This window comes from Rhodococcus sp. HM1 (assembly GCF_023218075.1).
Lineage (GTDB): Bacteria > Actinomycetota > Actinomycetes > Mycobacteriales > Mycobacteriaceae > Rhodococcus.
In genome coordinates this window covers 1-24,050 of record NZ_JALPTB010000050.1, presented here as the reverse complement: position 1 = coordinate 24,050, position 24,050 = coordinate 1, and the positions used below count along the sequence as shown (strand labels likewise).

The window sequence follows — 24,050 nt, the reverse complement described above, 5'->3', positions numbered from 1 at the left end:
TCGCGGCACTCGGGCCTCCGGCTACCTACCCGGCAACCACTGCAGCGACCGGATGAACGGCGGAATGATCTTGTTCCACAGCTTCGGCGGCAGTCCGCGCGGCCCGCCGAGGTTGAGGATCCGCGTGGTCGCGATCGTCTGCGATTCGGTGTACTTGAGCAACCCGTCCGCTCCGTGCCGTCGGCCGACACCCGAGATGCCCATGCCACCCATCGGCGCGGAGGTGCTCGCCCACGCCGGCGCGTAGCCCTCGTCGACGTTGACCGTGCCGGCGCGGACACGGGCCGCGATGGCCTCGCCCTGTGCCTTGGTCGCCGCCCACACCGAGGCGTTGAGGCCGTACTCGGTGTCGTTGGCGCGACGGATCGCCTCCTCGACGTTCTCCACCGGGTACACCGACACGAGCGGACCGAACGTCTCCTCCCGGTAGCACTCGGCGTCCTCGGGGACGTCGGTGAGCACGGTCGGTTCGTAGAACAGCGGACCCAGATCGGGACGCGCCTTGCCACCGGCGACGACGGTCGCACCCTTGACCACCGCGTCGTCGACGTGCGACGACACCGCCTTGACCTGCGTTTCGTTGATCAGGCAGCCCATCTCGATCCCGAACTCGTAGCCGGGGCCGAGCGTCATCTTGCGGACGCGGTCGCCGAGCATGCGCGTGAACTCGGGGGCGATGGACTTCTCGACGTAGATGCGCTCGATGGAGATGCACAGCTGACCGGAGTTCGAGAAGCAGGCGCGCACAGCGGCGTCGGTGACCTCGCGGAGGTTCGCGCCGGCGGTGACGATCATGGGGTTCTTGCCGCCGAGTTCGGCGGAGAAGCCGATGAGACGGCGCCCTGCCTGCTCGGCGAGGATCCGGCCGGTCTGCGACGACCCGGTGAACATCAGATAGTCGGTGTTCTCGACGAGGGCGGTCCCGACGACGGAGCCGGGCCCGGGCACGACCGCGAACAGATCGCGCGGCAGTCCGGCCTCGTAGAGCAGTTCGACGCACGCGAGCGCGCAGTACGGGGTCTGGCTGTCCGGCTTGAGCACGATGGCGTTGCCGGCGAGCAGCGCGGGGATCGCGTCGGACACCGCAAGGGTCATCGGATAGTTCCACGGCGCGATGACACCGACGACACCCTTCGGATGATGCCGCACGACGGTCTTGGTCAGTCCGGGCAGCATGCCGGTGGCGCGGTGCGGGCGCAGCAGCTTCTCGGCGGTGCGCGCGTAGTAGCGGGCGGTGATCGCGATGTCGACGACCTCCTCCTGCGCGGACGCGCGAGACTTGCCGGTCTCGGCCTGCGCCATGTCCATCAGTTCCTCGCGCCGGCGCAACACGAGGTCGCGGTAGCGGTGGAAGATGCGTGCGCGGTCGGCGACCGGCCGGGCCGCCCACGCCGCCTGCGCGATGCGGGCACGCTCGATCGCGGTCTTCGCATCGTCTGCGGTGCCGACCGGGATCGAAGCGATCTCCCTGCCACTGAAGGCCTCCACGACCGGACGCGTGGTCCGCTGCGCGACGTCGTCGATGGCAATGAGGTCCGCGAGCCGCGTGAAGGTCGCAGCGCTGGGAGCAGGCATATCGCACCCCTACCGGTGAGTAGTTTTCCAAGTAACACCAAACTTAGCGCGCGGGGGTGGCCGCTGTCACAATTCCGCCACCCGCAGCTCGACGCGAGCCGGGATCCGAGATCCGGGATCCGGGATCCGGGATCCGCCGAGCGATACGACAGCGGCCTGCTGCCGGCCGCGCGCGGCCGTCCGACGGGGAAGCGAGGCCGTTCACACCCCCGCCGTGGGGGAAGCACGCCTTTAGATCACGCTGACGATAATTCTGTTCCGGTAACGATCTCTTCCCCAGGATGGTCATCGGGCCCGGTCCTCCCGGTCGCCCGTCCCTGTTCATCGCTGGAAAGAGAAGGCTTCGTATGTCTCGCCTACGTCGTGCTGGATTCACAGCCGCTGTCGCCCTCGTCATGACGGCGGTTGCCGCCTGTGGATCCGGTTCCTCCGGCGATTCACCGGCCGCCGAGGGACCGCTGCCCACCGAGATCCCCGCGGGCACCAAGCTCGTCATCGCGGACCAGGGTGAACGGCAGCTGTCCCTCCTCACCGGCTCCGGACAGCTCGACACGCTGCCGTTCGAGTACGAGTTCGCGACCTTCCAGGGTGCGCCCTCGATCCTCGAGGCGTTCCGCGCCGACGCGGTCGACGTCGCGTGGGCCGGCGAGATCATGACCGTCCAGTCCCTGGTCGCCGGTGACGACGTGCAGGTCGTCACGGCCATGCAGACGAACAACGGCCTCAACATGGGCATCGCCCCGAATGCTTCGGACATCAAGTCCCTCGCGGATCTGAAGGGCAAGCGGATCGGCTACGCCGAGGGCACCTCGCAGCAGGCCTTCGTGCTCCGTGGCCTCGACAAGGCCGGCCTCTCGGTCGACGACGTCGAGCTCGTTCCGATGTCGCTGCCGGACTTCCCGGATGCACTGCGCTCCAACCAGATCGACGCCGCTCCGATGAGCGAGCCGGTCTTCTCCCGGTACATGCAGACCCCGGGTGCGACGTCGCTGCCGCGTCCCGAGATCGAGGACCTCAGCGAGGGCATCTCGTACCTCTACTCGAGCAAGAAGGCCCTGTCCGACCCGGCGACCGCCGCGGCGATCCGCGCCTACGTCACCGCGTACATCAAGTCCGTCGCATGGGCCAACGACAACCGCGACGCGTACATCGACACCTACTTCGTGAAGAGCCAGGGCCTGACGGTCGAGGACGGACAGCGCATCCTCGACACCGCCGGGATCACCACCTTCCCGCATCTCGACGAGGATCTCATCGCGATCCAGCAGCACACCATCGACGTGATCGATGCCGCCGGCGAACTGCCCAAGCCGGTCGAGGCCGCCGACGCCTTCGACCTGCGCTTCGACGAGGTCGTCACCGCCGCAGTCGCCGAGTCCGGCGCCGCCCACACCCGCAGCTGATCTTTCCGAGGGGAATTCGACATGACGAACCGCCAGCTCAACCTCAACGCCTTCATCTACCCGACCGGCCACCACGAGGCCTCGTGGCGCCACTCCGGCAGCGTGCCCGAGCGTCTCTACGACGTGACCTACTTCCAGGAGCTCGCCCGCCTCGCCGAGAGCGCGAAGCTCGACGCCGTGTTCTTCGCCGACGGCCCCGCCCTGCGCACCGAGGTGAAGTACCGCCCCGACTACGGTCTCGAGCCGATCACCACGCTCGTCGCGATGGCGACGGTCACCTCGCACCTCGGCCTGATCGCGACCGCGTCGACCACCTACTACGAGCCCTACAACCTCGCCCGCCTGTTCTCCTCGCTCGACCACATCTCCAACGGTCGCGCCGCCTGGAACATCGTGACCACCGCGACCGATGCGGCGGCAGCGAACTTCGGCCTCACCGACCACCCCGATGTCCACCAGCGTTACGCCCGCGCACGGGAATTCGTCGACGCCGCGATCAAGCTGTGGGATTCGTGGGAGGACGACGCCCTCGTCATCGACAAGGAAGCCGGCGTCTACGCCGACACCGACAAGATCCACCGCATCGACGTCGACGGCGAGTACGTCAAGGTGCGCGGCCCGTTCGGCTCCGCGCGTTCCCCGCAGGGTCGTCCGGTGCTCGTGCAGGCCGGATCCTCCAACGACGGACGCGATTTCGCGTCCACCTATGCCGAGGCGATCTTCACCGCCCATCAGCGCATCGAGGACGCGCAGGCCTTCTACAACGACATCAAGACGCGCGCAGCCGGTTTCGGCCGCAACCCCGATCACGTGAAGATCCTTCCGGGTCTGAGCCCGTTCATCGGCGCCACCGAGGCCGAGGCCAAGGATCTGCACCGCGAGTTCAACGAACTCACCATCGTCGAATACGGTGTCGGCCAGTTGCAGAAGATGGGTCGCATCGACATCTCGGGTCTCGGGCTCGACGAGAAGGTGCCGGTCGAATTGTTCGCCGGCTCCGGCGATATCACCGACAACAACAACAGCCGCCGGCTGGTCTTCGCGAAGATCGTCGAGCGGGAGCAGCCCACGCTGCGCCAGCTGCTGCACAAGCTCGCCGGGGCGCGCGGCCACAACGTGGTCGCCGGCACTCCGGTTCAGATCGCCGACACCATCGAGCAGTGGTTCCGGGGCGGCGCCGCGGACGGCTTCAACATCATGCCGCCGCAGTACCCGCAGGGCCTCGAGGCGTTCATCTCGACGGTCGTGCCGATCCTGCAGGAGCGGGGCCTGTTCCGCACCGAGTACTCGGGCACCACCCTGCGCGACCACTACGGTCTGCCCCGTCCGGCGAGCCAGTACGCGCGCGAACTCGCGTCGGCCGGCGTCTGACCGGACCCGACGAGTCGAAAGGACAAGGTCGATGAGCACCTCCGTCGTCGAACCCCGGCGTTTCGGTAGTGGTCTGGCCGGCGATGCCGACACCGACCAGAAGCCCGAACGCACCGGCGGGCCCGATCTGCAGCCGCGCAACACCCGCAGTCGTCTCGCTCCGGGCAAGCCCATCAAGTTCGGTCTCGCGATCGGACCGGTTCTGCTGCTGGTGATCTGGATCATCGCGTCGGCGACGGGGGTGCTCGACCCGAAGACCCTGTCCGAACCGTGGACGGTCGTCACCACCGCGGGCGATCTGATCGCCGACGGACGCCTGCAGTCCAATCTGTGGACGTCCGTCCAGCGCGCCCTGATCGGCGGCGTCATCGGCGTCGCCCTCGGTCTGACCCTGGCACTGATCGCAGGTCTGTCCCGCATCGGCGAGGCGCTGATCGACGGCCCGGTGCAGATCAAGCGGTCGATCCCGACCCTCGCCCTGATGCCGCTCGCGATCCTGTGGTTCGGCATCGGCGAGGAGATGAAGATCCTCCTCATCGCGCTGTCGGTGTTCGTCCCGGTCTACATCAACACCTACTCGGCGCTGCGTGGAATCGACTCCCGCTTCGTCGAACTGGCCGAAACACTGGATCTGTCGCGGGCCCAGTTCATCCGGCGGATCGCCCTGCCGGGGGCACTGCCCGGCTTCTTCACCGGCCTGCGCCTGGCGGTGACCATCGCGTGGCTGGCACTGGTGGTCGTCGAGCAGGTCAACGCCTCGAGCGGCATCGGGTACCTGATGTACCAGGCCCGCAACTACGGCATGACCGACGTCATCATCGTCGGCCTCGTCGTCTACGCGATCCTCGGATTCGGCAGCGACCTGCTGGTCCGTTCGGCAGAAAGGAAGGCGCTGGCATGGCGCAAGACGATCGGAAGCTGACCGTCCGCACCTCGGGCCTGGCCCGTGGCTTCGACGGCCGCGCGGTCCTGCAGGGCATCGACCTCGAGATCCGCGCCGGCGAATTCGTCGCCCTGCTCGGGCGCTCCGGATCCGGCAAGAGCACGCTGCTGCGGGCGCTGGCGGAACTCGACCACGGCGTCCCCGGTTCCGGCACCATCGAGGTGCCGAAGAAGCGCGCGGTCGTGTTCCAGGATTCGCGGCTGCTGCCGTGGGCGCGGGTGCTCGACAACGTGATCCTCGGCCTCGACGGGTCCGACGCCGCCGAGCGCGGCCGCAAGGCCCTCGCCGAGGTGGGTCTCGCGGGCCGGGAGAAGGCGTGGCCGAACGAGCTGTCCGGCGGTGAGCAGCAACGAGTTTCGCTCGCCCGGTCGCTCGTGCGGGAACCCGAGCTGCTGCTGGCCGACGAGCCGTTCGGTGCGCTCGACGCGCTCACGAAGATCAAGATGCACGGGCTGCTCCAGGAGCTGTGCGCCAAGCATCAGCCGGCGGTGCTGCTGGTGACCCACGACGTCGACGAGGCCATCGCCCTCGCCGACCGGATCATCGTGCTCGACCACGGCCGACTCGCGGTGGAACTGACCGTCGATCTCCCGCATCCGCGCGCCTCGCGGGTCGTGGAGACCGCCGAGTACCGTCGCATCCTGCTCGAGGCGCTGGGGGTCGAGGTCGCGGCCTGAGGCCGTCCCCGGCCACCCGGCCCCAGCCGAATCGTGCCGAGAACCACGCTTCCGAATGTCGGTGGTTCTCGGCACAATTCACTTCATGACCCGCTGCACGCGTTTTCACCGGGACGGCACCGCCTGCACCAACGTCACCGAGTACCTCGACGGCTGGTGCCGTCAGGACGACTGCGCCGGCTTCGTCCGCCCGAACACGTCGGCGGCTCCGGAAACCCACGGGTCCCCGCGCGGGACCGACACCCACATCCGCGCCTCGCCGGTTGAGATCACCGATGTGACTCTCGACGAGATTCCCGGTGTCCATGTCACGACACGAGCCGTGGACAGCTTCCGGTTCCATCACGGCGGGAGTGCGCGCAGCGCCGAGGTGCAGCTGCGCTCCATGCTCGAGGACTTCCTCGTCAAGTCCGCTTCCCAGACTTCCGCGAACGGTTTCGTGCGGTTGTCCCGTCAGGGTTACGACCTGGTGCTCTCCCCCGACCGGACGGCCATCACGGCCTACTCCACCGTCCACCGGGAGCGTACCTGGGAACAGGTCAAGAGCAATGTTCCCTCACGCTTCCGGCGCCACATTCCGCGGCGGCCGTCGACCGCCCCGCGCCGGGAGCCGGGAGAACCGGTGCCGCCGGAGCGGTTCGCGGACGTCTTCGATGCCTCCGAGGTGTATCTGACCGCGCGCGTTCAGCGGTCCTTCGCCAAGATCGAGGGCCTACTGGAGGCCCCCGACGAGGAACTTCACGCAGCTGTACGCTCCTGCGCTGCGCAGCTTCCGGCCGGCATCCTCAGCCGACGTGCGGACGGACTGTTCGAGGTCGAGCACGCGGGCCGGATCTGGCTCGTCACACCGGACTGCCGAACGTTGATCGGCGTGAAGCCGGTGCGGACGCAGGATTCGACCGAGCGGTCGGTTGTCGAGATTCCGAGGTCGGCCACCGCTCCACGCGCAGAACGTCTTTGATCACGAGCCCGTGTGAACGACGTCGAGGTGTTCCCTATTCGGGAACCGTGTACGGCCCGTTCAGTGCGGGAAGGTCGAGCAGCCGATCGAGCCAGCTGACGGCCTCGATCAACGCATGGGCCTGCTCCCCGGGCTCACTTCCGTGTTCGACGGGCGCGAGAGTGCCGTGGGCCCGCGGGAGGTCTCCGTCGAGGACCTCGGCGATCGCCTTCCACACATGTCGTTCGGGGGCGGGCAGGTCGTCGATCGCCAGCTGGATTCCGTCCGGAGTCCGCAAGGTGACCGCGAAGCCGGTGACCCCGTCCACCTCGCTGTCGACGATCGGCCCGATCTTGTCGGTGATCACGTCGGCGATCGTGGTGACCACCCACTCGAGCACATCGTCGTACGAGGCGTCACCCGGTGCCGCCCCGTACACGAGCGCGGTCACGTACTGGGACAGACCTACGATGTCGCCGTCACCGGCGAAGGCAAGCAATCGGCCCCCGAGGATCGCCTCGGGGCCCGCGCGTCGTCGATTCGGTTCCATACCGGAGAATGCCCCGCACCGAGCAATTCACACCTGCCTTCTTCCATAACTTTTCGGCGGCGGACGGTCGCATCGGTGGCGTCTGTCCAGCACCGCCGTCCGCCCCTCCCCACCGTGCCCCATCTGTGACCCTTCGACCGCTCGAAAGTTGTGTGGGCGAAGCAAGTCTTCGCACAGAATGCTTTCCGAGTCATCGGACTCGGAGGCCTTCCGAGTCCTCGGACTCGACGAGCAGGACGAGCAGGAGGAAACACATGGCAAACGGCACGCACGTCGCCACCCTCGCCGACCTCGAGCCCCTCGTCGGCAAATCCCTCGGCACCAGCGACTGGATGGCAGTCGAACAGGACCGGATCAACACCTTCGCCGACGCCACCGACGACCACCAGTGGATCCACATCGATCTCGAGCGCGCTAAGGCCGAGAGCCCCTTCGGCGGCCCGATCGCGCACGGCTTCCTCACCCTCTCGCTTCTCATCCCCATGTGGGAGCAGATCCTGAAGGTGGACAGCGCCACCATGGCCGTGAACTACGGCCTGAACAAGGTGCGCTTCACCAACCCTGTGCCGGCGGGAAGCAAGGTCCGCCTCGACGCAAGCCTGAAGGATTTCGAGAAACTTCCCAAGGGCGGCGTGCAGCTCACCGTCGACGGACGGATCGAACTGGAAGGCAGCGAGCGTCCCGCTGTCGTCGTCGAGGTGATCCTCCGCTACTTCGAGGAGTGATCGAGCAGGCGTGAGCGAGCGGCGGAATCACGCCGCCCGTCGCAACTCGGGTCGGCCGGTGGCAGAATTCGGACGACGTCTGGCATTTCTGCCACTGGCACCGAGCGGTCGTTACCGGAGACAATGATCGCCGTGACGATCGAGACCGCCGCTCCTCCCCCGACCACCCACCGGATCCATTTCGCCTGGGTGGTCGCGACCGTTGCGTTCCTGGCACTGGTCGGCGCCGCCGCGTTCCGTGCGGCGCCGTCCGTGCTCATCGAACCGCTGCACGCGGATTTCGGCTGGTCCCGGGCGAGCATCTCGGCGGCCGTATCGATCAATCTGGTCCTCTACGGCCTCACCGCGCCGTTCGCCGCGGCCCTGATGGAACGCTTCGGGATGCGCGCGGTCGTCACCGCCGCCCTCGGGCTCGTCGCCGCCGGCAGCGGACTGACGGTCTTCATGACCGCCACCTGGCAGCTGATCCTGCTGTGGGGCGTGCTGGTCGGGCTCGGCACCGGGTCGATGGCGCTGGCATTCGTCGCGACCGTCACCGATCGCTGGTTCGTCGCGCGCCGCGGTCTGGTCACCGGCATCCTCACCGCCGCGAGCGCGGCGGGTCAGCTCGTGTTCCTTCCGGTCCTGGCGCTGCTCGCCGAGAAGTACAACTGGCAGGCGGTCGCGCTGACGGTGGCGTTCGCGGCGCTCGCCGTCGTGCCGCTCGTCGTGCTGTTCCTGCGCGAGCGGCCCGAGGACGTGGGCACCGTCCCCTACGGCGCCGGCCCCGACTACGTGCGTGTCGAGCCGAGCACCGGCAACGCCGGGCTGCGCGCCCTGCAGGTCCTGGCGACCGCCGCGCGCACCCGCGTCTTCTGGCTTCTCGCAGGCACATTCGCGATCTGTGGTGCCAGCACCAACGGCCTCGTCGGCACGCACTTCGTGCCCGCGGCCCACGACCACGGCATGCCCCTGACGGCCGCGGCGAGCCTGCTCGCGGTGATCGGGATCTTCGACGTCGTCGGGACCATCGCCTCCGGCTGGTTCACCGACCGGTTCGACGCACGCCGCCTGCTCGGCATCTACTACCTGCTGCGCGGCATCTCGCTGCTCGTGCTGCCGTTGCTGTTCGCGAACACCGTGCACCCGCCGATGATCGCGTTCGTCGTCTTCTACGGCCTCGACTGGGTCGCGACCGTCCCGCCCACGGTCGCGCTGTGCCGCCGGCACTTCGGTCCGGACGCCCCGATCGTGTTCGGCTGGGTGCTCGCGTCGCACCAGGTCGGTGCGGGACTGGTCGCGTTCCTGGCGGGTCTGGTCCGCGACCGTCTCGGCGGGTACGACGCCGCGTTCTATGTCGCCGGGGCCCTGTGCGCGATCGCCGCGCTCATGGCACTCGCCATCGGCCGGGAACCGGCCACAGCCGCCTCACCACCATCCGCCGCCCCACAAGACACCCGCGCGTAACCCGCCGCGCGGGCGTGCCTCCCCACTGTGCGCATCGAGGTTGTCGGAAGCGGAGACGGAGCCGACCAGGCTTCCTAGACTTGGGCGCATGACCGTCCTTCGCAAATCCGACGAGCCCGTCGACTTCTCGAAGATCGAACAGCGGTCGCCGTCGCTCGCGCGAATGCTCATCGACCGCGTCACCAGCAACCCGGACGACGAGGCGTTCCGCTTCCCGGACGGCCAGGGCGGTTGGGCGAGTGTCACGTGGGAGCAGACCGTCGACCGCGTGCGTCTCATCGCCGGCGGCCTGATCGCCCTGGGGATCGAACCGGAGGATCGTGTCGCACTCGCGTCGTCGACCCGGTACGAATGGATCCTCGCCGACTTCGGCACGATGTGCGCCGGCGGCGCCACCACCACCGTGTACCCGACGACGAACGCCGCCGACGTCGCGTTCATCGTCTCGAACTCCGGCAGCCGCGTGGTCATCGCGGAGGATCAGGAACAGGTCGGCAAACTCGCCGCCCACCGCAGCGAACTGCCCGACGTGCGCAAGGTCGTGGTCATCGACGGCACCGGCGACGGCGACTGGGTGATCGGCCTGTCCGAACTCGAGGACCTCGGCCGCAAGCTGCTCGCGGAGCAGCACAGCGTCGTGCTCGATCGCATCCACGGCATCAAGCCCGAGCATCTGGCGACGCTGATCTACACGTCCGGGACCACCGGCAAGCCGAAGGGTGTGCGGCTGCCGCATTCGGCGTGGACGTACACCGCGGCCGCGGTCGATTCGCTGGGCATCCTGCACCCCGACGACCTGCAGTATCTATGGCTGCCCCTGTCCCATGTGTTCGGCAAGGTGCTGCTGAGCGTGCCGATCCAGATAGGTTTCCCGACGGTCGTGGACGGTCGCGTCGACAAGATCGTCGAAAATCTCGCGGTGGTTCGCCCGACGTTCATGGGTGCCGCTCCCCGCATCTTCGAGAAGGCGCACGCCCGCATCGAAGGAATGATGGAGGAGGAAGGCGGCGTCAAGAAGAAGATCTTCGACTGGGCGATCGGGGTCGGGTTGCGCACGTCGAAGGCCCGCCAGGAGGGACGATCCCCGTCCGCACTGGACACGGTGCAGTACAAGATCGCCGACAAGCTCGTCTTCTCGACCATCCGGGAACGCTTCGGTGGCCGGCTCCGCTTCTTCGTTTCCGGTTCCGCCCCGCTCGACGCCGAGGTCGCGCAGTGGTTCGACGCGGTCGGCATCAAGGTGCTCGAAGGGTACGGCCTGTCGGAGACGTCCGCCGCGTCGTTCCTCAACCGCCCGAGCGCGTACCGGTTCGGCACCGTCGGCTGGCCGTTCCCCGGCACCGACGTCGAGATCGCCGAGGACGGGGAAATCCTGATCAAGGGCCCCGGCGTGATGAGCGGCTACCACGACCGTCCCGATGCGGACGCCGAGGCGTTCGACGCCGACGGCTGGTTCCACACCGGCGACATCGGTTCGATCGACGACGAGGGCTTCCTGCGCATCACCGACCGCAAGAAGGACATGTTCAAGACGTCGCAGGGCAAGTACGTCGCACCGTCCGCGGTCGCGGCGACGTTCAAGGGCATCTGCCCGTACGCCGCCGAGATCGTCGTGCACGGCGAGGGCAAGCCGTACTGCGTGGCGCTGGTCGCGCTCGACGCCGAGGCCATCGGTGAGTGGGCCAAGAAGAACGGACTGGAGGGGCTGTCGTTCGCGGAGATCGCGCGGCACGAGAAGACCGAGTCGCTGATCGCCGCCTACATCGACGAGCTCAACGCCCAGCTCAACCGGTGGGAGCAGGTCAAGAAGTTCACGATCCTGGACCGGGAACTCAGCATCGAGGCCGGTGATCTGACCCCGAGCATGAAGCTTCGGCGCAAGGTGGTGGTCGACCGATTCGCCGACAGCATCTCCGGCCTCTACGGGTAGGCCACTATCCTGGTCCATATGAGTAGTGCACGACCGAATCCAATCCAGCTCATCGGCTACGTCTTCGGTCGTCGGCTGCCGACAGAAATGCAGGACTGGGTGCGCAACGACGTTCTCGGCCCCGGCAGCACGCGACGCTACCTGGTGCGCTGGATCACCCCGATCATCCCGTTCCTTCTGCTGTTCCTGCTGATTCCGGGCCCGGTGTGGATTCCGATCGCGATGATGCTGCTGTTGCTGCTTCCCTGGATCTACTTCTCGGTCGCGCTGCGGCCGATCTGGCAGCGGCACCGGCTGCAGCAGCACGGCCTGGACCCGGCCCTGCTCGGCGCGAAGGAGCGGGAGCGGGCGGACCGCGAGCGCGCGGAGTACGAACGCCGATTCGGTCGGTGACCTCTATCGACACTCGGACGCACCAGTCGCGTCTCTTCCTCCTGCTCGGGCCCGCCTTCGTGGCGGCCGTCGCGTACGTCGATCCCGGTAACGTCGCCGCCAATCTGACCGCCGGTGCCCGCTACGGATATCTGTTGCTGTGGGTGCTGGTGGTCGCCAACATCATGGCGATCCTCGTGCAGTACCTGTCCGCGAAGATCGGTGTGGTGACGGGGCGTTCCCTGCCGGAGCTGCTGGGTATGCGCCTGCGCACCCCGTCGCGCCGCGCTTTCTGGCTCCAGGCCGAGGTGATGGCGATCGCCACCGACGTCGCGGAGGTGATCGGCGGTGCCCTCGCCCTGCACCTGCTGTTCGGGTTGCCCCTGTTCGTCGGTGGGCTGATCACCGGTGCCGTGTCCGTCGCGATCCTGTCGGTGCAGGACCGTCGCGGACAGCGTTCCTTCGAGTTCGTGGTGGTCGCGCTGCTGGCGATCATCACCGTCGGGTTCCTGACCGGCCTGGCGTTCACAGATGTGTCGTTCACCGACGCCGCGGCCGGGCTGGTGCCCCGCTTCGAGGGAACCGACACGGTCCTGCTGGCGGCGTCGATGCTCGGCGCGACGGTGATGCCCCACGCGATCTACCTGCATTCGGCGCTCGCCCGCGCCCGGCACGGCCGGGTCGAACCCGGCCCCCGCCTGGACCGGGTGATGCGGGCGACCCGCTGGGACGTCGCCGGTGGCCTGGTCGTGGCGGGCAGCGTGAACATCGGCATGTTGCTGCTCGCCGCGTCGGCGCTGCGCGGACGGGAGGGCACCGACAGCATCGAGGGTGCGCACGCCGCGATCACCGATTCCCTCGGCCCGACGATCGGCGTGGTCTTCGCGGTCGGCCTGCTCGCGTCCGGCCTCGCGTCGACGGCGGTGGGATCCGCGGCCGGCGCCGAGATCATGGCGGGTCTGCTGCACATCCGGCTCCGGCCGATCGTGCGACGCGTGATCGTGATGGTGCCCGCGCTGATCCTGCTCGCGGCGGGTGTCGATCCGACGTTCGCCCTGGTGCTCAGTCAGGTCGTGCTGAGCATGTGCATTCCGTTCGCGCTGGTGCCGCTCGTGCGGATCAGTTCCGATCCGGTGTTGATGGGCGCGCAGCGCAATCTTCCGGCGACGAGTGCGGCGGCCTGGCTGACGGTGGGTCTGATCGTCGCGTTGAATGCGACGCTGCTGTGGCTGACCTTCACCGCCTGACCGCTGCCGCGTCGCCCGCTAGGACAGCACCTCGACGAGCGTCGTCGCCGAATCCCCGGTCATGACCCGTTCGACACTGTCGAGATGCTTGCGCCAAAAGGCTTCGGCGGCACCGGGTTCCCCGTTGCGCAACAATTCGACGAGCTTGCGGTTCGCGCGCAGCGCGACCGACGCGCCGGGGCGGTCGGAGACGTCGCTGCGCGTCGAGATGTAGAGGGCGTTGTGGGCGTCCATGATGTCGAGCAGCATGCCCGCGAGTACCGCCATCGTCTGGTTGCCGCCGAGTTCCATCACCATGCGGTGCACCTCGGTGTCGTACCGCGCGAACCCGATCGGGTCACCGGTCAGTTCCGCGCCGCGTTCGACCAGTTCGGCGAGGGTGTCGACGCGATCTTCCGGGTTCGCGGCGATCAGACCGACCGCCGCGACCTCGAGTTCGGTGCGGGCCCGGTAGACATCGGCGAGGGGCACGCCCCGGTACTGCAGCAGCAGACCGGTCGAGCGGGCCGCGGTGGAGCGGTCCGGCGCCTGCACGCGGGCGCCGCCGTGGGCGCCGCGCAGTACGGTGATGATGCCTTCGGATTCGAGGATGCGGAACGCCTCGCGCAGCGTCGGCCGGGACACCCCGAACCGTTCCATCAGGGCCGCTTCGTTCGGCAGCGGCTCGCCGGGCTCGAGCTCACCGGTGATGATCTGCCTGCGCAGGCTCGCCGCGATCAGTTCGCCGGCCTTCGGCACGCGAACAACCGTCGAGCGTCCGTCGAGTGGCATTTCACCGTCCTGTAGTCCCGTCGCACAGCCCAAGCGCTGTCCGGTAAGAATACAAGAATCTACCGCTTTGACCGGTTATGAGTACGATCATCTGACCGTATGAGCTGGGACTTATCCTCTGCTACATGAGCGAAGCAACCAAGCCCGAGTTCACCGCCACCGCCGACCTGGCCGACGAGATCGGCCCGGACATCCGCAGCTGCGACACGCAGTTCATCCAGTTCGGCAAGCACACCGAGTTCTGCGGGCCGATCACCACGATCCGTTGCTTCCAGGACAACCTGCTCGTCAAGCAGACCCTGAGCGAGCCGGGCAACGGCGGTGTCCTCGTGGTCGACGGTGGCGGCAGCATCCACACCGCGCTCGTCGGCGACATCATCGCCGGCCGCGGCGTCGACAACGGCTGGGCCGGGGTCATCGTCAACGGCGCGGTCCGCGACTCGGCGATCCTGCGCACGCTCGAGATCGGCATCAAGGCGCTGGGCACGAACCCGCGCAAGAGCACCCAGACCGGCTCCGGGGAGAAGAACGCGCCCGTCGAGATCGGCGGGGTCACGTTCAACCCGGGTGAGATCGTCTACAGCGACAGCGACGGCGTCGTCGTCCGCGCCGAGGCCTGATCGGATGCGGTGACGGTGCCGACGAATTCGGCTACCGCACTGCGTAGTTCACGACTGCGCGGCACCGCACCGGACATCCAGAACACCCCGTGCACGAGGCCGTCGAATCGCACGGTGGTCACGTCGACACCGTCCCGGTGGAGGCGGGCGCCGTATTCCTCGGCCTCGTCGCGCGCCACCTCGTTCTCCGTCGTGAGGATCAGCGTCGGCGGCAGACCCGCCAGGCTGTCCGCGCGGGTGGGCACCGCATAGGGATTCTGCGCATCGCCGGGCTCGGACAGGTACTGCCCCCAGAACCAGTCCAGCCCCGCCGCGGTGATCACGTACCCCTCGGCGAATTCTCTCCGCGACGGCAGTTGCGCCTCCGGATCGACGACCGGGTACACGAGCACCTGCCCGCGCAGCCGGGGTCCGCCCTGGTCACGGGCCCGCAGCGCCGTGACGGCCGCCAGGTTGCCGCCGGCGCTGTCGCCCATGATCACGATGTTGTCAGGGTCGCCGTCGTAGTCCGCGATGTGGGCGGCGACCCACTTCAGTGCGGCCCACGCGTCGTCCGGCGCAGCCGGGAACCGGTGCTCGGGCGCGAGCCGGTACGCGGCGGTCACCACGATGGCGCCCGTGGCGTTGGCGATTCCGCGAGCCGGCTCCTCGACGACGTCCAGGCTCCCCGCCACGAATCCGCCGCCGTGGAAGTACAGCACCACCGGATGCGGCCCCTCGCCCTCCGGGACATGGATCCGCAGGTCCTGCTCCCGGCCGGCGCTGCTGTACCGCGCCTCGTGAACCCGCGCGACCGGTTCGGCCGGCGCCTGCAGCCCGGTGAACGTCGCGACGACTGCGCGCGCTTCGTCCACCGACATCTGCTCGAACGACTTCAGTCCCTGTGCCTGCAGTCCCGCGATCAACTGCGCGACGTGCTCGTCCAGTGCCATCTGTCTGCCTTCTTTCGAAAGTGTTGTGCTGCTGAGTGATCGGAGCGTCGTCAGGAGGCGCGGGCGAGTTGCTCGCCACCGCCGAGCTCGAAGCCTTCGTAGCCGCGTTCGACGACCTCGGCGCACTTGGCCCGGTACGCGGGCGCTCCGCCGAGGTAGACCATGCAGACCCGCGGCTTGCCCGGGATGTTCGCGCCCATGTACCACGAGTCGGTGTTCGGCATCAGCGTTGCCGCAGCCAGTTCGGCGCAGTGCTCGACCCACGCGTCCTCTGCCTCGAGGGTCGGCTCGATCGTGTCGAGACCGCGCTCTCGCAGATGGGCGATGGCGTCGGTGGCGAAGTCGACGTGGTCCTCGATCGCGAGCGGCATATTGTAGAGCACCGACGGGGACTGCGGGCCGGTGACCAGGAACAGATTCGGGAACTTGTGCATCATCAGCCCCAGATAGGTGCGCGGTCCGCCCGCGAACTTGTCCTCGAGCCGCTCGCCGTCGCGGCCGACGATGCCCATCGCCAGCAGCGGCCCGGTCATCGCGTCGAATCCGGTGGCCAGGACGATCACGTCGAGTTCGTGGTCGGCGGCCGTGGTACGGACACCGGTCGCGGTGATCTCCCGGATCGGCGCGCTCGCGACGTCGACGAGGGTGACGTTGTCGCGGTTGTAGGTTTCGTAGTAGTTCGTCTCGAGCGGCGGACGCTTGGTCGCGTAGGGGTAGTTCGTCGGCGCGAGCAGCTTCGCGACCTCGGGATCGTTCACCCGCTCGTAGATGCGCTCGCGGATGTATTCGGCGACCGTGTCGTTGGCTTCCCTGTCGAACAGGATGTCCCGGAAGCTGTCGATGAACAATCGGAATCCGCCTGCGTCCCAACGCTCGTCGAACACACGTCGGCGTTCCTCGGCGGAGACCGCGAGCGCGGAGTCCTGCACCTGGTCGTACGGGACGCCGAGGAAGTGGTTGCGGGAGGCAGCGCGAATCTCGTCGTAGTGCGCCTTGACGTGCGCGATCTCCTCGTCGGTGACCGGGGTGTTGCCGATCGGCGTCGCATAGTTCGGGGTGCGCTGGAACACCGACAGGTGCCCGGCCTGCTTCGCGATCTCGGTGATCGCCTGGATGCCGCTGGACCCGGTGCCGATGATCCCGACGCGTTTGCCGGTGAAATCGACCGGTTCGTGCGGCCAGTTGCCGGTCAGGTACACCTCGCCGGCGAAGTTCTCGATGCCCGGGAACTCGGGCTTCTTCGGCACCGACAGGTTGCCCGCACCGGAGATCAGGTAGGTCGCGGTGACCGAGTCGCCGGACTCGGTGCCCACCGTCCACACGCGGCGGTCCTCGTCCCACACCGCGGAGGTGATGCGGGTACCGAACGTGATGTCCTTGCGCAGGTCGAAGCGGTCGGCGACGTGCCGCAGGTAGTCGAGGATCTCCGGTTGCGCGGCGAACCGCTCGCTCCACTGCCACTCCTGCTGCAGTTCCTTCGAGAACGAGTACGAGTAGTGGACCGACTCGATGTCGACACGCGCGCCGGGATACCGGTTCCAGTACCAGGTGCCGCCCACATCGTCGGCGGCGTCGAAAACCCGGACCGTCAGGCCCATTTCGTCGCGCATCTTGTACAGCGCGTACAGGCCGGTGAACCCGGCTCCTACCACGACCGCGTCGACGTCGGGAGAGGCGGAAGAAGGATCGAAGGACATGATGCTGACTCCTCGTGGATCACGGGGGAAGGCACTCGGGGGGTGCCGATCCGGACACGACCACCATGACGTGGATCACACCCACCCCACATGGGGGAGAACACCCCCGTAGCTACCTGTGTTGGGGGTCACAGCCCGATCGGGTATCTTCGGCCTCGATCCTTCGGCATCTCGGAAGGGAGTCCGGCGCTGTCCGCCACCACCGCCCCGCACAGGTCTCTGACCAGCTTCATCGGGCGTCGCCGTGAACTCGACGCGGCCCGCGCGTGCCTGCAGCAGGCCCGTCTGGTGTCGCTGGTCGGACCCGGCGGGGTGGGCAAGACCCGGCTCGCGGAGGAGCTGGCGGTGCGCTCGGCGCGCGCGTTCCGCGATTCGGTCCGGTGGATCGATCTGGCGGCCGTCCGGGACCCGGACACGGTGCCGTCCGCGGCCGCCGCGGCCCTCGGCGTGACCGACCAGTCCAATCGTCCCGTGCTCGACAAGCTCGCCGAGCACACCCGCAACCGGCACATGCTGATCGTCGTCGACAACTGCGAGCACCTGCTCTCCGCGGTGATCACGCTGGTCACGTCGTTGCTGGCCGCAGCACCGGAGATCCGGGTGGTCACCACCAGCCGCGAACCGCTCGGCATCGCCGGGGAACAGACCTACCTGCTGCCGCCGCTGGGCACTCCCCCGCCGGGCACCGGATACCGGGCGGTGGACATCGCGCCGTTCGAGGCGGTGACGCTGCTCGTCGAACGCGCCCACAACACCGTCTCCGACTTCGAGCTCACCGACGCGAACGCCGACGCGATCGCCCAGCTGTGCCGGTCCCTCGACGGCATCCCGCTGGCCGTCGAACTCGCCGCGACCCGGCTGCGGTCGCTGTCGCCCTCACAACTCGTCGAGCGGATCGACCGCCGGTTCGCGCTGCTCACCGGCGGTAACCGCAGCGCCCTGCCGCGGCAGCAGACCCTCCGCGCTCTGATCGACTGGAGCTACGACCTGTGCTCGGAGGACGAGCGGCTGCTGTGGGCACGCCTTTCCGTCTTCCCCGGTTCGTTCGATCTCGAAGCGGCAGAGGCGGTGTGCGGGTTCGGTGCGCTTCCCGTGGACGGGATCGTCGACCTGCTCGACCGGCTCGTCGCCAAGTCCCTCGTCGGCACCGAGCGCGCCGCCGAAGAGCTCCGGTACACCCAGCTCATGACCGTGCGCGAATACGGAGCCGAGCTTGCCGAGAGGTGCGGCGAGACTGCGGAACTGTATCGCCGGCATCGCGACCACTATGCCGCGCGGGCCGCACGCGCCGCGCAGGACTGGTGCGGATCGACACAGCGGGACATCCTCACGAACCTGCGTATCGACCATCCGAATCACATTGCGGCGCTGGACTGGTCGCTGCGCGAGGAATCGTCGTCGCCGACCACCGCCGAGTTCGCGGTGGCGTTGCGTTATCACTGGATCGCAGGCGGCAACCTCGCCGACGGCCGCACCCGCCTCGAGCGCATCCTGCAGCACGTCACCGATCCGGTCCGCGCCCGCGGCGATGCCCTGTGGGTGGCCGCCTGGATCGCACTGATCCAGGGAGATCACGATGCGGCCGAGCGGCACCTGACCGAATGCCGTTCTCTCGCGGGAACTCTCGGTGACGATCACCTGGGTGCACACGCCGACCACTGGGCGGCCCTGCACCTGCTCTTCCGCGGCCGCACCACCGAGGCGATCGGCCTGTACGAGTCGGCGATCGCGGTGCTCCGCTCCCACGAGGACACCGCCGCGGTGCTGACCGCGTCGTTCCAGCTCGCCATGGCGCAGATCTACGACGGGCATGCCGACGACGCGCTCGCCACCTGCAAGACGGTCCTCGACCTGTCCGAGCGCCACGGCGAGAACTGGAATCGTGCCTATTCGCTGTGGGTTTCGAGCCTGGTGCATCTGCATCAGGGGGCACCCGGCGCGGGGGTGGACGCGGCCCGGGCCGCCCTGCGTATCCAGCGGTCCTACAAGGACAAGATCTGCACCGCGCTGTCGATCGAGGTGCTGGCGTGGACATGTGCGGGATCCGATCCCCGGATGTCGGCGCGCCTGTTCGGCGCGGCCGACGCGGTGTGGACACGGCTGGGCACCGACATCTCGGCGTTCGGCCCCCATGTCACCGACGATTCGCGTACCGCGCGGCAGCGCGCCGTCGACGCGCTCGGCGAAGCCGAATTCGGCAAGCTCGCCTCCGCGTATGCGGGGACCACGATCGACGAAGCGGTGGTCTTCGCGCTCGGGGAAGCCGCCGCCGAGGCCACCGCACCGACGAGTGTTTCGCCCCTGACGAAACGGGAACTCGAGATCGCCGCGCTCATTGCGGAGGGCCTGAGCAACCGCGCGGTCGCCGAGCATCTGGTGATCTCACCGCGGACGGTCGACGGTCACGTCGAACGGATCCTCGCGAAACTCGGTTTCGGGTCGCGCACGCAGATCGCCGCGTGGGTCGCGGCGCGCGCGGCGTAGCTACGCCTCGCGGGTGACGCGTGCGCTGGCCCCTGCGATCTCCACGATGTCGCCGACGTGCAGCTGCCGCCCGCGCCGGAACTCCGCCTCGCCGTTGACGGAGACCAGTCCGTCCGCGATGACCTCCTTCGCCTCGGCCCCGGATTCGATGAGGTTCGCGAGCTTCAGGAATTGGCCGAGCCGGATCGACTCGTCGCGGATGGGTACTTCGTAGGCGTCGGACATGACTCCCATTCTCTCCGAGGCGGGAGGCTTCGACGATTCGCGGGCCCCGCGGAGTAGCCGCAGATCGGAAAGACAGCGGCGCGCTGCCGCCAGCGCGCGGCTGTCTACCTCGTCTGCGGGATCTACGGGGCCGCCGAAGTCGTGTGTCGTCACGATGCGATCCGGGCACACTGGACGGGTGAGTAGCCCCGCACTGGTCTGGTTCCGCCGCGACCTGCGGCTGCAGGACCTGCCCACCCTGCTGTCTGCCGCCGACACGGCAGACAGCGCGGCCGCGGTGTTCGTGCTCGACGACCGGCTGCTGCGGCCCTGCCCGCGCACCGCCTTCCTGCTGCGGTGCCTGCGCGCTTTCGACGACGACCTCGACGGACGCCTGCTCGTCGTCCGCGGGGATCCGGTGACGGTGATCCCTCGGCTCGCCCGCGACCTCGACGCGGCATCGGTCCACCTCAGCGCCGATTACGCCCCGTACGGGTCGCGCCGGGACCGGGCCGTCGAGGATGCCCTCGGCGACGTGCCGCTCGTGCGGACGGGATCGCCCTACGCGGTCTCACCGGGCAGGATCCTCAAGGGCGACGGCAGCCCGTACCGGGTCTTCACGCCGTTCCGGAAGGCATGGCTCGAGCACGGGTGGCGGGCACCGGCCCGTACCGGCGCGTCGACGGTGGCGTGGATCGACCCGGACGGCGTCGACGGCAGAACGTCGATACCGGCCGACGACGACAGCCTCGGGGTCGCGTTGCCGCCCGCCGGAGAGGCAGCGGCACGGAAACGCTGGCAGCAGTTCCGCGACGACGCGCTGGACCGGTACGACAGCGACCGGGACCGCCCGGACCTGGACGGCACCAGCCGGCTGTCTCCGTACCTGAAGTTCGGGTGCGTGCATCCGCGCACCCTGCTGCACGACCTGCGCGACCGTTCCGATCCCGGCGCGACGACACTGCGCAGCGAACTGTGCTGGCGCGACTTCTACGCCGACGTGCTGCACCACCGCCCGGACACCGCCCGCCGCAACTACAACGACCGGTTCGACAACATCCGCTACGACACCGGCCCGGAAGCGGACCGCGCGTTCACCGCGTGGAAGCAGGGTCGCACCGGATTCCCGATCGTGGACGCCGGCATGCGCCAGCTGCTCGCGGAGGGCTGGATGCACAACCGGGTGCGGATGATCGTCGCCTCGTTCCTCACGAAGGATCTGCACCTGCCGTGGTGGTGGGGCGCCCGGCACTTCATGGATCACCTCGTCGACGGCGATCTGGCCTCCAACCAGCACGGATGGCAGTGGACGGCCGGGTGCGGCACCGACGCGGCACCCTACTTCCGGGTGTTCAACCCGACCACCCAGGGCGAGAAGTTCGACCCGACGGGTGACTACGTACGCCGTTGGGTACCCGAACTGCGCGGCATTCCCGGCAAGGGGGTGCACCGGCCGCCGACCGGCACGTCACCGAACGGATCGTCCCCGGGCTATCCGGACCCGATCGTCGACCACACACACGAACGGCAGGTCGCGCTGGCCCGGTACGGCGAGATCGCGAGACGGTAGATCCACCCATCCGGGGACACCGCCGCCCCGAACCACCGGATACGACGAAGCTGATACGGAGGGGACCATGGGCATCGAGTATTCGAGCATCGTCGACGTGCCGCGCGACGAGGTCTTCGCCTGGCACGCCCGGCCGGGTGCGATCCAGCGGCTGATGCCGCCGTGGCAGCCGATGCGGGTGATCGCGGAGGCGGATTCGCTCGCCGACGGCCGCGCGGTGCTGGGCCTTCCCGGAGGCCTGCGGTGGATCGCCGACCACCGGCCCGAAGACTACGATCCGCCCGCGCGCTTCGTCGACGAACTGGGCCGCGACGGTCTCACCTCGCTGCCCGCCGGTCTCGTCGCATCGTGGCGGCACGAGCACATCTTCGAGGCGGTCGGCCGCGGCCGCACCCGCATCGTCGACCGGGTGGACACCCCGATCCCGGAAAAGCTTCTGCTGCAGACCTTCCGCTACCGGCACCGGCAGATCGCCGACGACCTGGACGCACACCGCTGGGCCCAGTCGCAGGGTGTGCGACCGGTGACGGTCGCGGTCACCGGGACCTCCGGGCTGGTCGGCACCGCACTGACCGCGTTTCTGACCAGCGGCGGATACCGGGTGATCCGGCTCGTGCGCCGAGCACCCCGGGACCACCACGAGCGGCAATGGAATCCGCAGGAACCGGCCGAGGATCTGCTCGAAGGCGTGGACGCCGTCGTGCACCTGGCGGGTGCGTCCATCGGTGGACGATTCACCGACGAGCACAAGGCCGCGGCCCGCGACAGCCGGATCGAACCCACCCGGCTGCTCGCCGAATGCGCGGCGAACACCGCGAACGGACCGGCCTCGTTCGTGTGCGCGTCCGCGATCGGCCTGTACGGCTACTACCGCGGCGACGAGATGCTCGACGAGAACGCTTCCCGCGGTTCGGGATTCCTCGCCGACCTGGTCGCCGACTGGGAGGCCGCGACGAAACCCGCCGAAGCCGGTGGCCTGCGTGTGGTCCACGTGCGCACCGGCATCGTGCAGACTCCACGCGGCGGCACCCTGCAGATCCTGCGTCCGCTGTTCGCGGCCGGGCTCGGCGGCCGGCTCGGCGACGGTCGGCAGTGGCTGTCGTGGATCGACATCGACGATCTGAACGACGTCTACCACCGGGCGCTCGCGGACCCGTCGCTGTCCGGACCCGTGAATGCCGTTGCACCGGAACCGGTCCGCAACGAGGACTACACGCGGATCCTGGCGAGCGTGCTGCACCGGCCGGCGCTGCTGCCGGTGCCGTCGTTCGGTCCGAAACTGCTTCTCGGCGACCAGGGTGCCCGTGAACTCGCCCTCGCCGACCAGCACGTCGTGCCGCGCCGGTTGCTCGAGGCCGGGCACACCTTCCGGCGTCCCCACATCGAGGACAGCCTGCGGCATCAACTCGGGCACATCCTCGAACAGGCATGACTGCCCCGCTGCGCATCCTGGTCACCGGCGCCACCGGATACATCGGCGGACGGCTCGCCCCTCGCCTCGTCGCCGCCGGGCATCGGGTGCGGGTGCTGGCCCGCACCCCCGACAAGTTGCGTGACGTCCCGTGGGCCGGTGACGTCGACGTGATGCAGGGCGATCTCGACGATCCGGACTCGGTGGAGACCGCGTGCCGCGACATCGACGTCGTCTACTACCTCGTCCACTCCATGGGCGGGCGAGGCGAATTCGAGGAGGCCGAACAGCGATCCGCCGAGCACGTCGCCGCGGCGGCGCAGCATACCGGTGTCGGCCGGATCGTGTATCTCGGTGGCCTGCATCCGAATTCCGACCGGCTCTCGCCGCACCTGCGGTCGCGGGAACAGGTCGGCCGGATCCTCCTCGACTCCGGGGTACCTACGCTGGTGCTGCAGGCGGGCGTCGTCATCGGGTCGGGTTCGGCGTCGTTCGAGATGATCCGCCACCTCGGCAACCGTCTGCCGGTGATGACCACACCGCGCTGGGTGAACAACCGGATCCAGCCGATCGCGGTGCGCGACGTGCTGCACTATCTCGTCGCGGCCGCCGACGCACCGCTGCCGCGCAGTCGCACCTTCGACATCGGTGGCCCCGACGTGCTGCGCTACGGAGAGATGCTGCAGGTCTACGCGGAGGTCGCGGGACTGCGGCGGCGCCACATCGTGGTGCTCCCGGTCCTCACCCCGAGACTGGCCGGCCTGTGGATCGGCCTGGTCACCCCCATACCCCCGTCGCTGGGGCGTGCACTGATCGAATCGTTGAGCACCGATGCGGTCGTCTCGGAGCACGACATCGACGCGGTGATCCCTCCCCCACCGGGCGGCACGACCGGATACCGGGACGCGGTCGCGCTGGCGTTGCGCCGCATCGATCGCGGCGAGGTGGAAACCACGTGGGCGAACGCCTCACCGGTCGGCGCACCCGCCGACCCGCTGCCGTCCGATCCCGACTGGGCCGGGGAAGTGGTGTTCACCGACGAACGCAGTCTGGACTGCGACTGCCCCGCGCGGGAAGTGTGGCCGGTCGTCGAGAGCATCGGCGGCGAGAACGGCTGGTATTCCTTCCCGTTGGCGTGGACGATCCGGGGCTGGCTGGATCGGTTCGCGGGTGGGGTGGGCC

General features: G+C 68.6%; 21 protein-coding genes. 15 read left to right on the top strand and 6 right to left on the bottom strand.

What is annotated here, in order from left to right:
- Positions 1-21: 21 nt before the first annotated feature.
- On the bottom strand, positions 22-1,575 hold the full coding sequence (locus M1M07_RS22645; RefSeq protein WP_248675592.1) for a succinic semialdehyde dehydrogenase: 1,554 nt from the start codon (positions 1,573-1,575) through the stop codon (positions 22-24).
- Between the two features lie 395 nt (positions 1,576-1,970).
- On the opposite strand from M1M07_RS22645, the gene M1M07_RS22640 reads away from it, so the two are divergent.
- The 5 genes from M1M07_RS22640 to M1M07_RS22620 all read left to right on the top strand — a co-directional run bounded on the left by M1M07_RS22640 (position 1,971) and on the right by M1M07_RS22620 (position 6,930).
- Positions 1,971-2,978, top strand: coding sequence for an ABC transporter substrate-binding protein (locus M1M07_RS22640; protein ID WP_231611203.1), 1,008 nt, complete (start codon positions 1,971-1,973; stop codon positions 2,976-2,978).
- 21 nt (positions 2,979-2,999) lie between these two features.
- On the top strand, positions 3,000-4,349 hold the full coding sequence (locus M1M07_RS22635; RefSeq protein WP_248675591.1) for an LLM class flavin-dependent oxidoreductase: 1,350 nt from the start codon (positions 3,000-3,002) through the stop codon (positions 4,347-4,349).
- A gap of 31 nt (positions 4,350-4,380) precedes the next feature.
- Positions 4,381-5,271: an ABC transporter permease gene (locus M1M07_RS22630; protein ID WP_248675590.1), complete on the top strand. Its 891-nt coding sequence runs from the start codon at positions 4,381-4,383 to the stop codon at positions 5,269-5,271.
- Positions 5,247-5,969, top strand: a complete 723-nt coding sequence (locus M1M07_RS22625) for an ABC transporter ATP-binding protein (RefSeq protein ID WP_248675589.1) — start codon at positions 5,247-5,249, stop codon at positions 5,967-5,969. Before M1M07_RS22630 ends, M1M07_RS22625 begins: the two co-directional genes overlap by 25 nt.
- Positions 5,970-6,054: 85 nt before the next feature.
- A complete protein-coding gene (locus M1M07_RS22620) occupies positions 6,055-6,930 on the top strand; it encodes a hypothetical protein (RefSeq protein ID WP_248675588.1) in 876 nt (291 codons plus the stop codon).
- Positions 6,931-6,964: 34 nt separating this feature from the next.
- On the opposite strand, the gene M1M07_RS22615 is transcribed toward M1M07_RS22620, so the two are convergent.
- The gene (locus tag M1M07_RS22615) at positions 6,965-7,459 is read right to left on the bottom strand and encodes a hypothetical protein (protein ID WP_197254731.1); all 495 of its coding nucleotides are present in this window, start codon (positions 7,457-7,459) and stop codon (positions 6,965-6,967) included.
- A gap of 254 nt (positions 7,460-7,713) precedes the next feature.
- Between M1M07_RS22615 and M1M07_RS22610 the strand changes: the two genes are divergently transcribed.
- The 5 genes from M1M07_RS22610 (at position 7,714) to M1M07_RS22590 (ending at position 13,179) form a co-directional block, all read left to right on the top strand.
- On the top strand, positions 7,714-8,184 hold the full coding sequence (locus M1M07_RS22610) for a MaoC family dehydratase (protein ID WP_248675587.1): 471 nt from the start codon (positions 7,714-7,716) through the stop codon (positions 8,182-8,184).
- Positions 8,185-8,307: 123 nt separating this feature from the next.
- Positions 8,308-9,630 carry an MFS transporter gene (locus M1M07_RS22605; RefSeq protein ID WP_248675586.1) on the top strand — a complete coding sequence of 441 codons (1,323 nt, stop codon included), beginning with the start codon at positions 8,308-8,310 and terminating at the stop codon, positions 9,628-9,630.
- An 88-nt stretch (positions 9,631-9,718) separates the two neighbouring features.
- Complete coding sequence (locus M1M07_RS22600; protein ID WP_248675585.1) at positions 9,719-11,560, top strand: long-chain fatty acid--CoA ligase; 1,842 nt, start codon at positions 9,719-9,721, stop codon at positions 11,558-11,560.
- 18 nt (positions 11,561-11,578) lie between these two features.
- Positions 11,579-11,953 (top strand): DUF5313 family protein, encoded by a 375-nt coding sequence (locus M1M07_RS22595; protein WP_197254737.1) that lies wholly within the window; start codon positions 11,579-11,581, stop codon positions 11,951-11,953.
- Complete coding sequence (locus tag M1M07_RS22590; RefSeq protein ID WP_248675584.1) at positions 11,950-13,179, top strand: Nramp family divalent metal transporter; 1,230 nt, start codon at positions 11,950-11,952, stop codon at positions 13,177-13,179. Before M1M07_RS22595 ends, M1M07_RS22590 begins: the two co-directional genes overlap by 4 nt.
- A gap of 18 nt (positions 13,180-13,197) precedes the next feature.
- Here M1M07_RS22590 and M1M07_RS22585 read toward each other — a convergent pair whose 3' ends face one another.
- Complete coding sequence (locus M1M07_RS22585; RefSeq protein ID WP_197254739.1) at positions 13,198-13,950, bottom strand: FadR/GntR family transcriptional regulator; 753 nt, start codon at positions 13,948-13,950, stop codon at positions 13,198-13,200.
- Positions 13,951-14,075: 125 nt separating this feature from the next.
- Here M1M07_RS22585 and rraA point away from each other — a divergent pair, with 125 nt between their 5' ends.
- Positions 14,076-14,570, top strand: a complete 495-nt coding sequence (gene rraA / locus M1M07_RS22580; RefSeq protein ID WP_248675583.1) for a ribonuclease E activity regulator RraA — start codon at positions 14,076-14,078, stop codon at positions 14,568-14,570.
- On the opposite strand, the gene M1M07_RS22575 is transcribed toward rraA, so the two are convergent.
- Together M1M07_RS22575 and M1M07_RS22570 are read right to left on the bottom strand one after the other, a co-directional pair.
- On the bottom strand, positions 14,528-15,502 hold the full coding sequence (locus tag M1M07_RS22575) for an alpha/beta hydrolase (protein ID WP_248675582.1): 975 nt from the start codon (positions 15,500-15,502) through the stop codon (positions 14,528-14,530). The two genes, rraA and M1M07_RS22575, sit on opposite strands and share 43 nt — an antisense overlap.
- 50 nt (positions 15,503-15,552) lie before the next feature.
- On the bottom strand, positions 15,553-17,199 hold the full coding sequence (locus M1M07_RS22570) for an NAD(P)/FAD-dependent oxidoreductase (protein WP_248675581.1): 1,647 nt from the start codon (positions 17,197-17,199) through the stop codon (positions 15,553-15,555).
- Positions 17,200-17,418: 219 nt separating this feature from the next.
- Here M1M07_RS22570 and M1M07_RS22565 point away from each other — a divergent pair, with 219 nt between their 5' ends.
- Positions 17,419-19,683 (top strand): LuxR C-terminal-related transcriptional regulator, encoded by a 2,265-nt coding sequence (locus M1M07_RS22565; protein ID WP_248675605.1) that lies wholly within the window; start codon positions 17,419-17,421, stop codon positions 19,681-19,683.
- Here M1M07_RS22565 and M1M07_RS22560 read toward each other — a convergent pair whose 3' ends face one another.
- Positions 19,684-19,908 (bottom strand): RNA-binding S4 domain-containing protein, encoded by a 225-nt coding sequence (locus tag M1M07_RS22560; RefSeq protein ID WP_248675580.1) that lies wholly within the window; start codon positions 19,906-19,908, stop codon positions 19,684-19,686.
- Positions 19,909-20,086: 178 nt separating this feature from the next.
- On the opposite strand from M1M07_RS22560, the gene M1M07_RS22555 reads away from it, so the two are divergent.
- The 3 genes from M1M07_RS22555 to M1M07_RS22545 form a co-directional block, all read left to right on the top strand.
- Positions 20,087-21,457 carry a deoxyribodipyrimidine photo-lyase gene (locus M1M07_RS22555; RefSeq protein ID WP_197254747.1) on the top strand — a complete coding sequence of 457 codons (1,371 nt, stop codon included), beginning with the start codon at positions 20,087-20,089 and terminating at the stop codon, positions 21,455-21,457.
- Positions 21,458-21,524: 67 nt separating this feature from the next.
- Complete coding sequence (locus tag M1M07_RS22550; RefSeq protein WP_248675579.1) at positions 21,525-22,889, top strand: TIGR01777 family oxidoreductase; 1,365 nt, start codon at positions 21,525-21,527, stop codon at positions 22,887-22,889.
- Positions 22,886-24,050, top strand: a 1,165-nt coding sequence (locus M1M07_RS22545) for an SDR family oxidoreductase (RefSeq protein ID WP_248675578.1), incomplete at its 3' end; no start/stop codon positions are given. The genes M1M07_RS22550 and M1M07_RS22545, both read left to right, overlap by 4 nt.

Excerpts from the sequence above, each read along its gene's own strand:
- M1M07_RS22640 (WP_231611203.1), top strand. The coding sequence starts at position 1,971 with ATGACGGCGGTTGCCGCCTGTGGATCCGGTTCCTCCGGCGATTCACCG.
- M1M07_RS22585 (WP_197254739.1), bottom strand. The coding sequence starts at position 13,950 with ATGCCACTCGACGGACGCTCGACGGTTGTTCGCGTGCCGAAGGCCGGC.
- M1M07_RS22560 (WP_248675580.1), bottom strand. The coding sequence starts at position 19,908 with ATGTCCGACGCCTACGAAGTACCCATCCGCGACGAGTCGATCCGGCTC.
- M1M07_RS22615 (WP_197254731.1), bottom strand. The coding sequence starts at position 7,459 with ATGGAACCGAATCGACGACGCGCGGGCCCCGAGGCGATCCTCGGGGGC.
- M1M07_RS22570 (WP_248675581.1), bottom strand. The coding sequence starts at position 17,199 with ATGTCCTTCGATCCTTCTTCCGCCTCTCCCGACGTCGACGCGGTCGTG.
- M1M07_RS22610 (WP_248675587.1), top strand. The coding sequence starts at position 7,714 with ATGGCAAACGGCACGCACGTCGCCACCCTCGCCGACCTCGAGCCCCTC.
- M1M07_RS22550 (WP_248675579.1), top strand. The coding sequence starts at position 21,525 with ATGGGCATCGAGTATTCGAGCATCGTCGACGTGCCGCGCGACGAGGTC.
- M1M07_RS22600 (WP_248675585.1), top strand. The coding sequence starts at position 9,719 with ATGACCGTCCTTCGCAAATCCGACGAGCCCGTCGACTTCTCGAAGATC.
- M1M07_RS22620 (WP_248675588.1), top strand. The coding sequence starts at position 6,055 with ATGACCCGCTGCACGCGTTTTCACCGGGACGGCACCGCCTGCACCAAC.
- M1M07_RS22595 (WP_197254737.1), top strand. The coding sequence starts at position 11,579 with ATGAGTAGTGCACGACCGAATCCAATCCAGCTCATCGGCTACGTCTTC.
- rraA (WP_248675583.1), top strand. The coding sequence starts at position 14,076 with ATGAGCGAAGCAACCAAGCCCGAGTTCACCGCCACCGCCGACCTGGCC.
- M1M07_RS22575 (WP_248675582.1), bottom strand. The coding sequence starts at position 15,502 with ATGGCACTGGACGAGCACGTCGCGCAGTTGATCGCGGGACTGCAGGCA.
- M1M07_RS22645 (WP_248675592.1), bottom strand. The coding sequence starts at position 1,575 with ATGCCTGCTCCCAGCGCTGCGACCTTCACGCGGCTCGCGGACCTCATT.
- M1M07_RS22605 (WP_248675586.1), top strand. The coding sequence starts at position 8,308 with ATGATCGCCGTGACGATCGAGACCGCCGCTCCTCCCCCGACCACCCAC.
- M1M07_RS22625 (WP_248675589.1), top strand. The coding sequence starts at position 5,247 with ATGGCGCAAGACGATCGGAAGCTGACCGTCCGCACCTCGGGCCTGGCC.
- M1M07_RS22630 (WP_248675590.1), top strand. The coding sequence starts at position 4,381 with ATGAGCACCTCCGTCGTCGAACCCCGGCGTTTCGGTAGTGGTCTGGCC.
- M1M07_RS22635 (WP_248675591.1), top strand. The coding sequence starts at position 3,000 with ATGACGAACCGCCAGCTCAACCTCAACGCCTTCATCTACCCGACCGGC.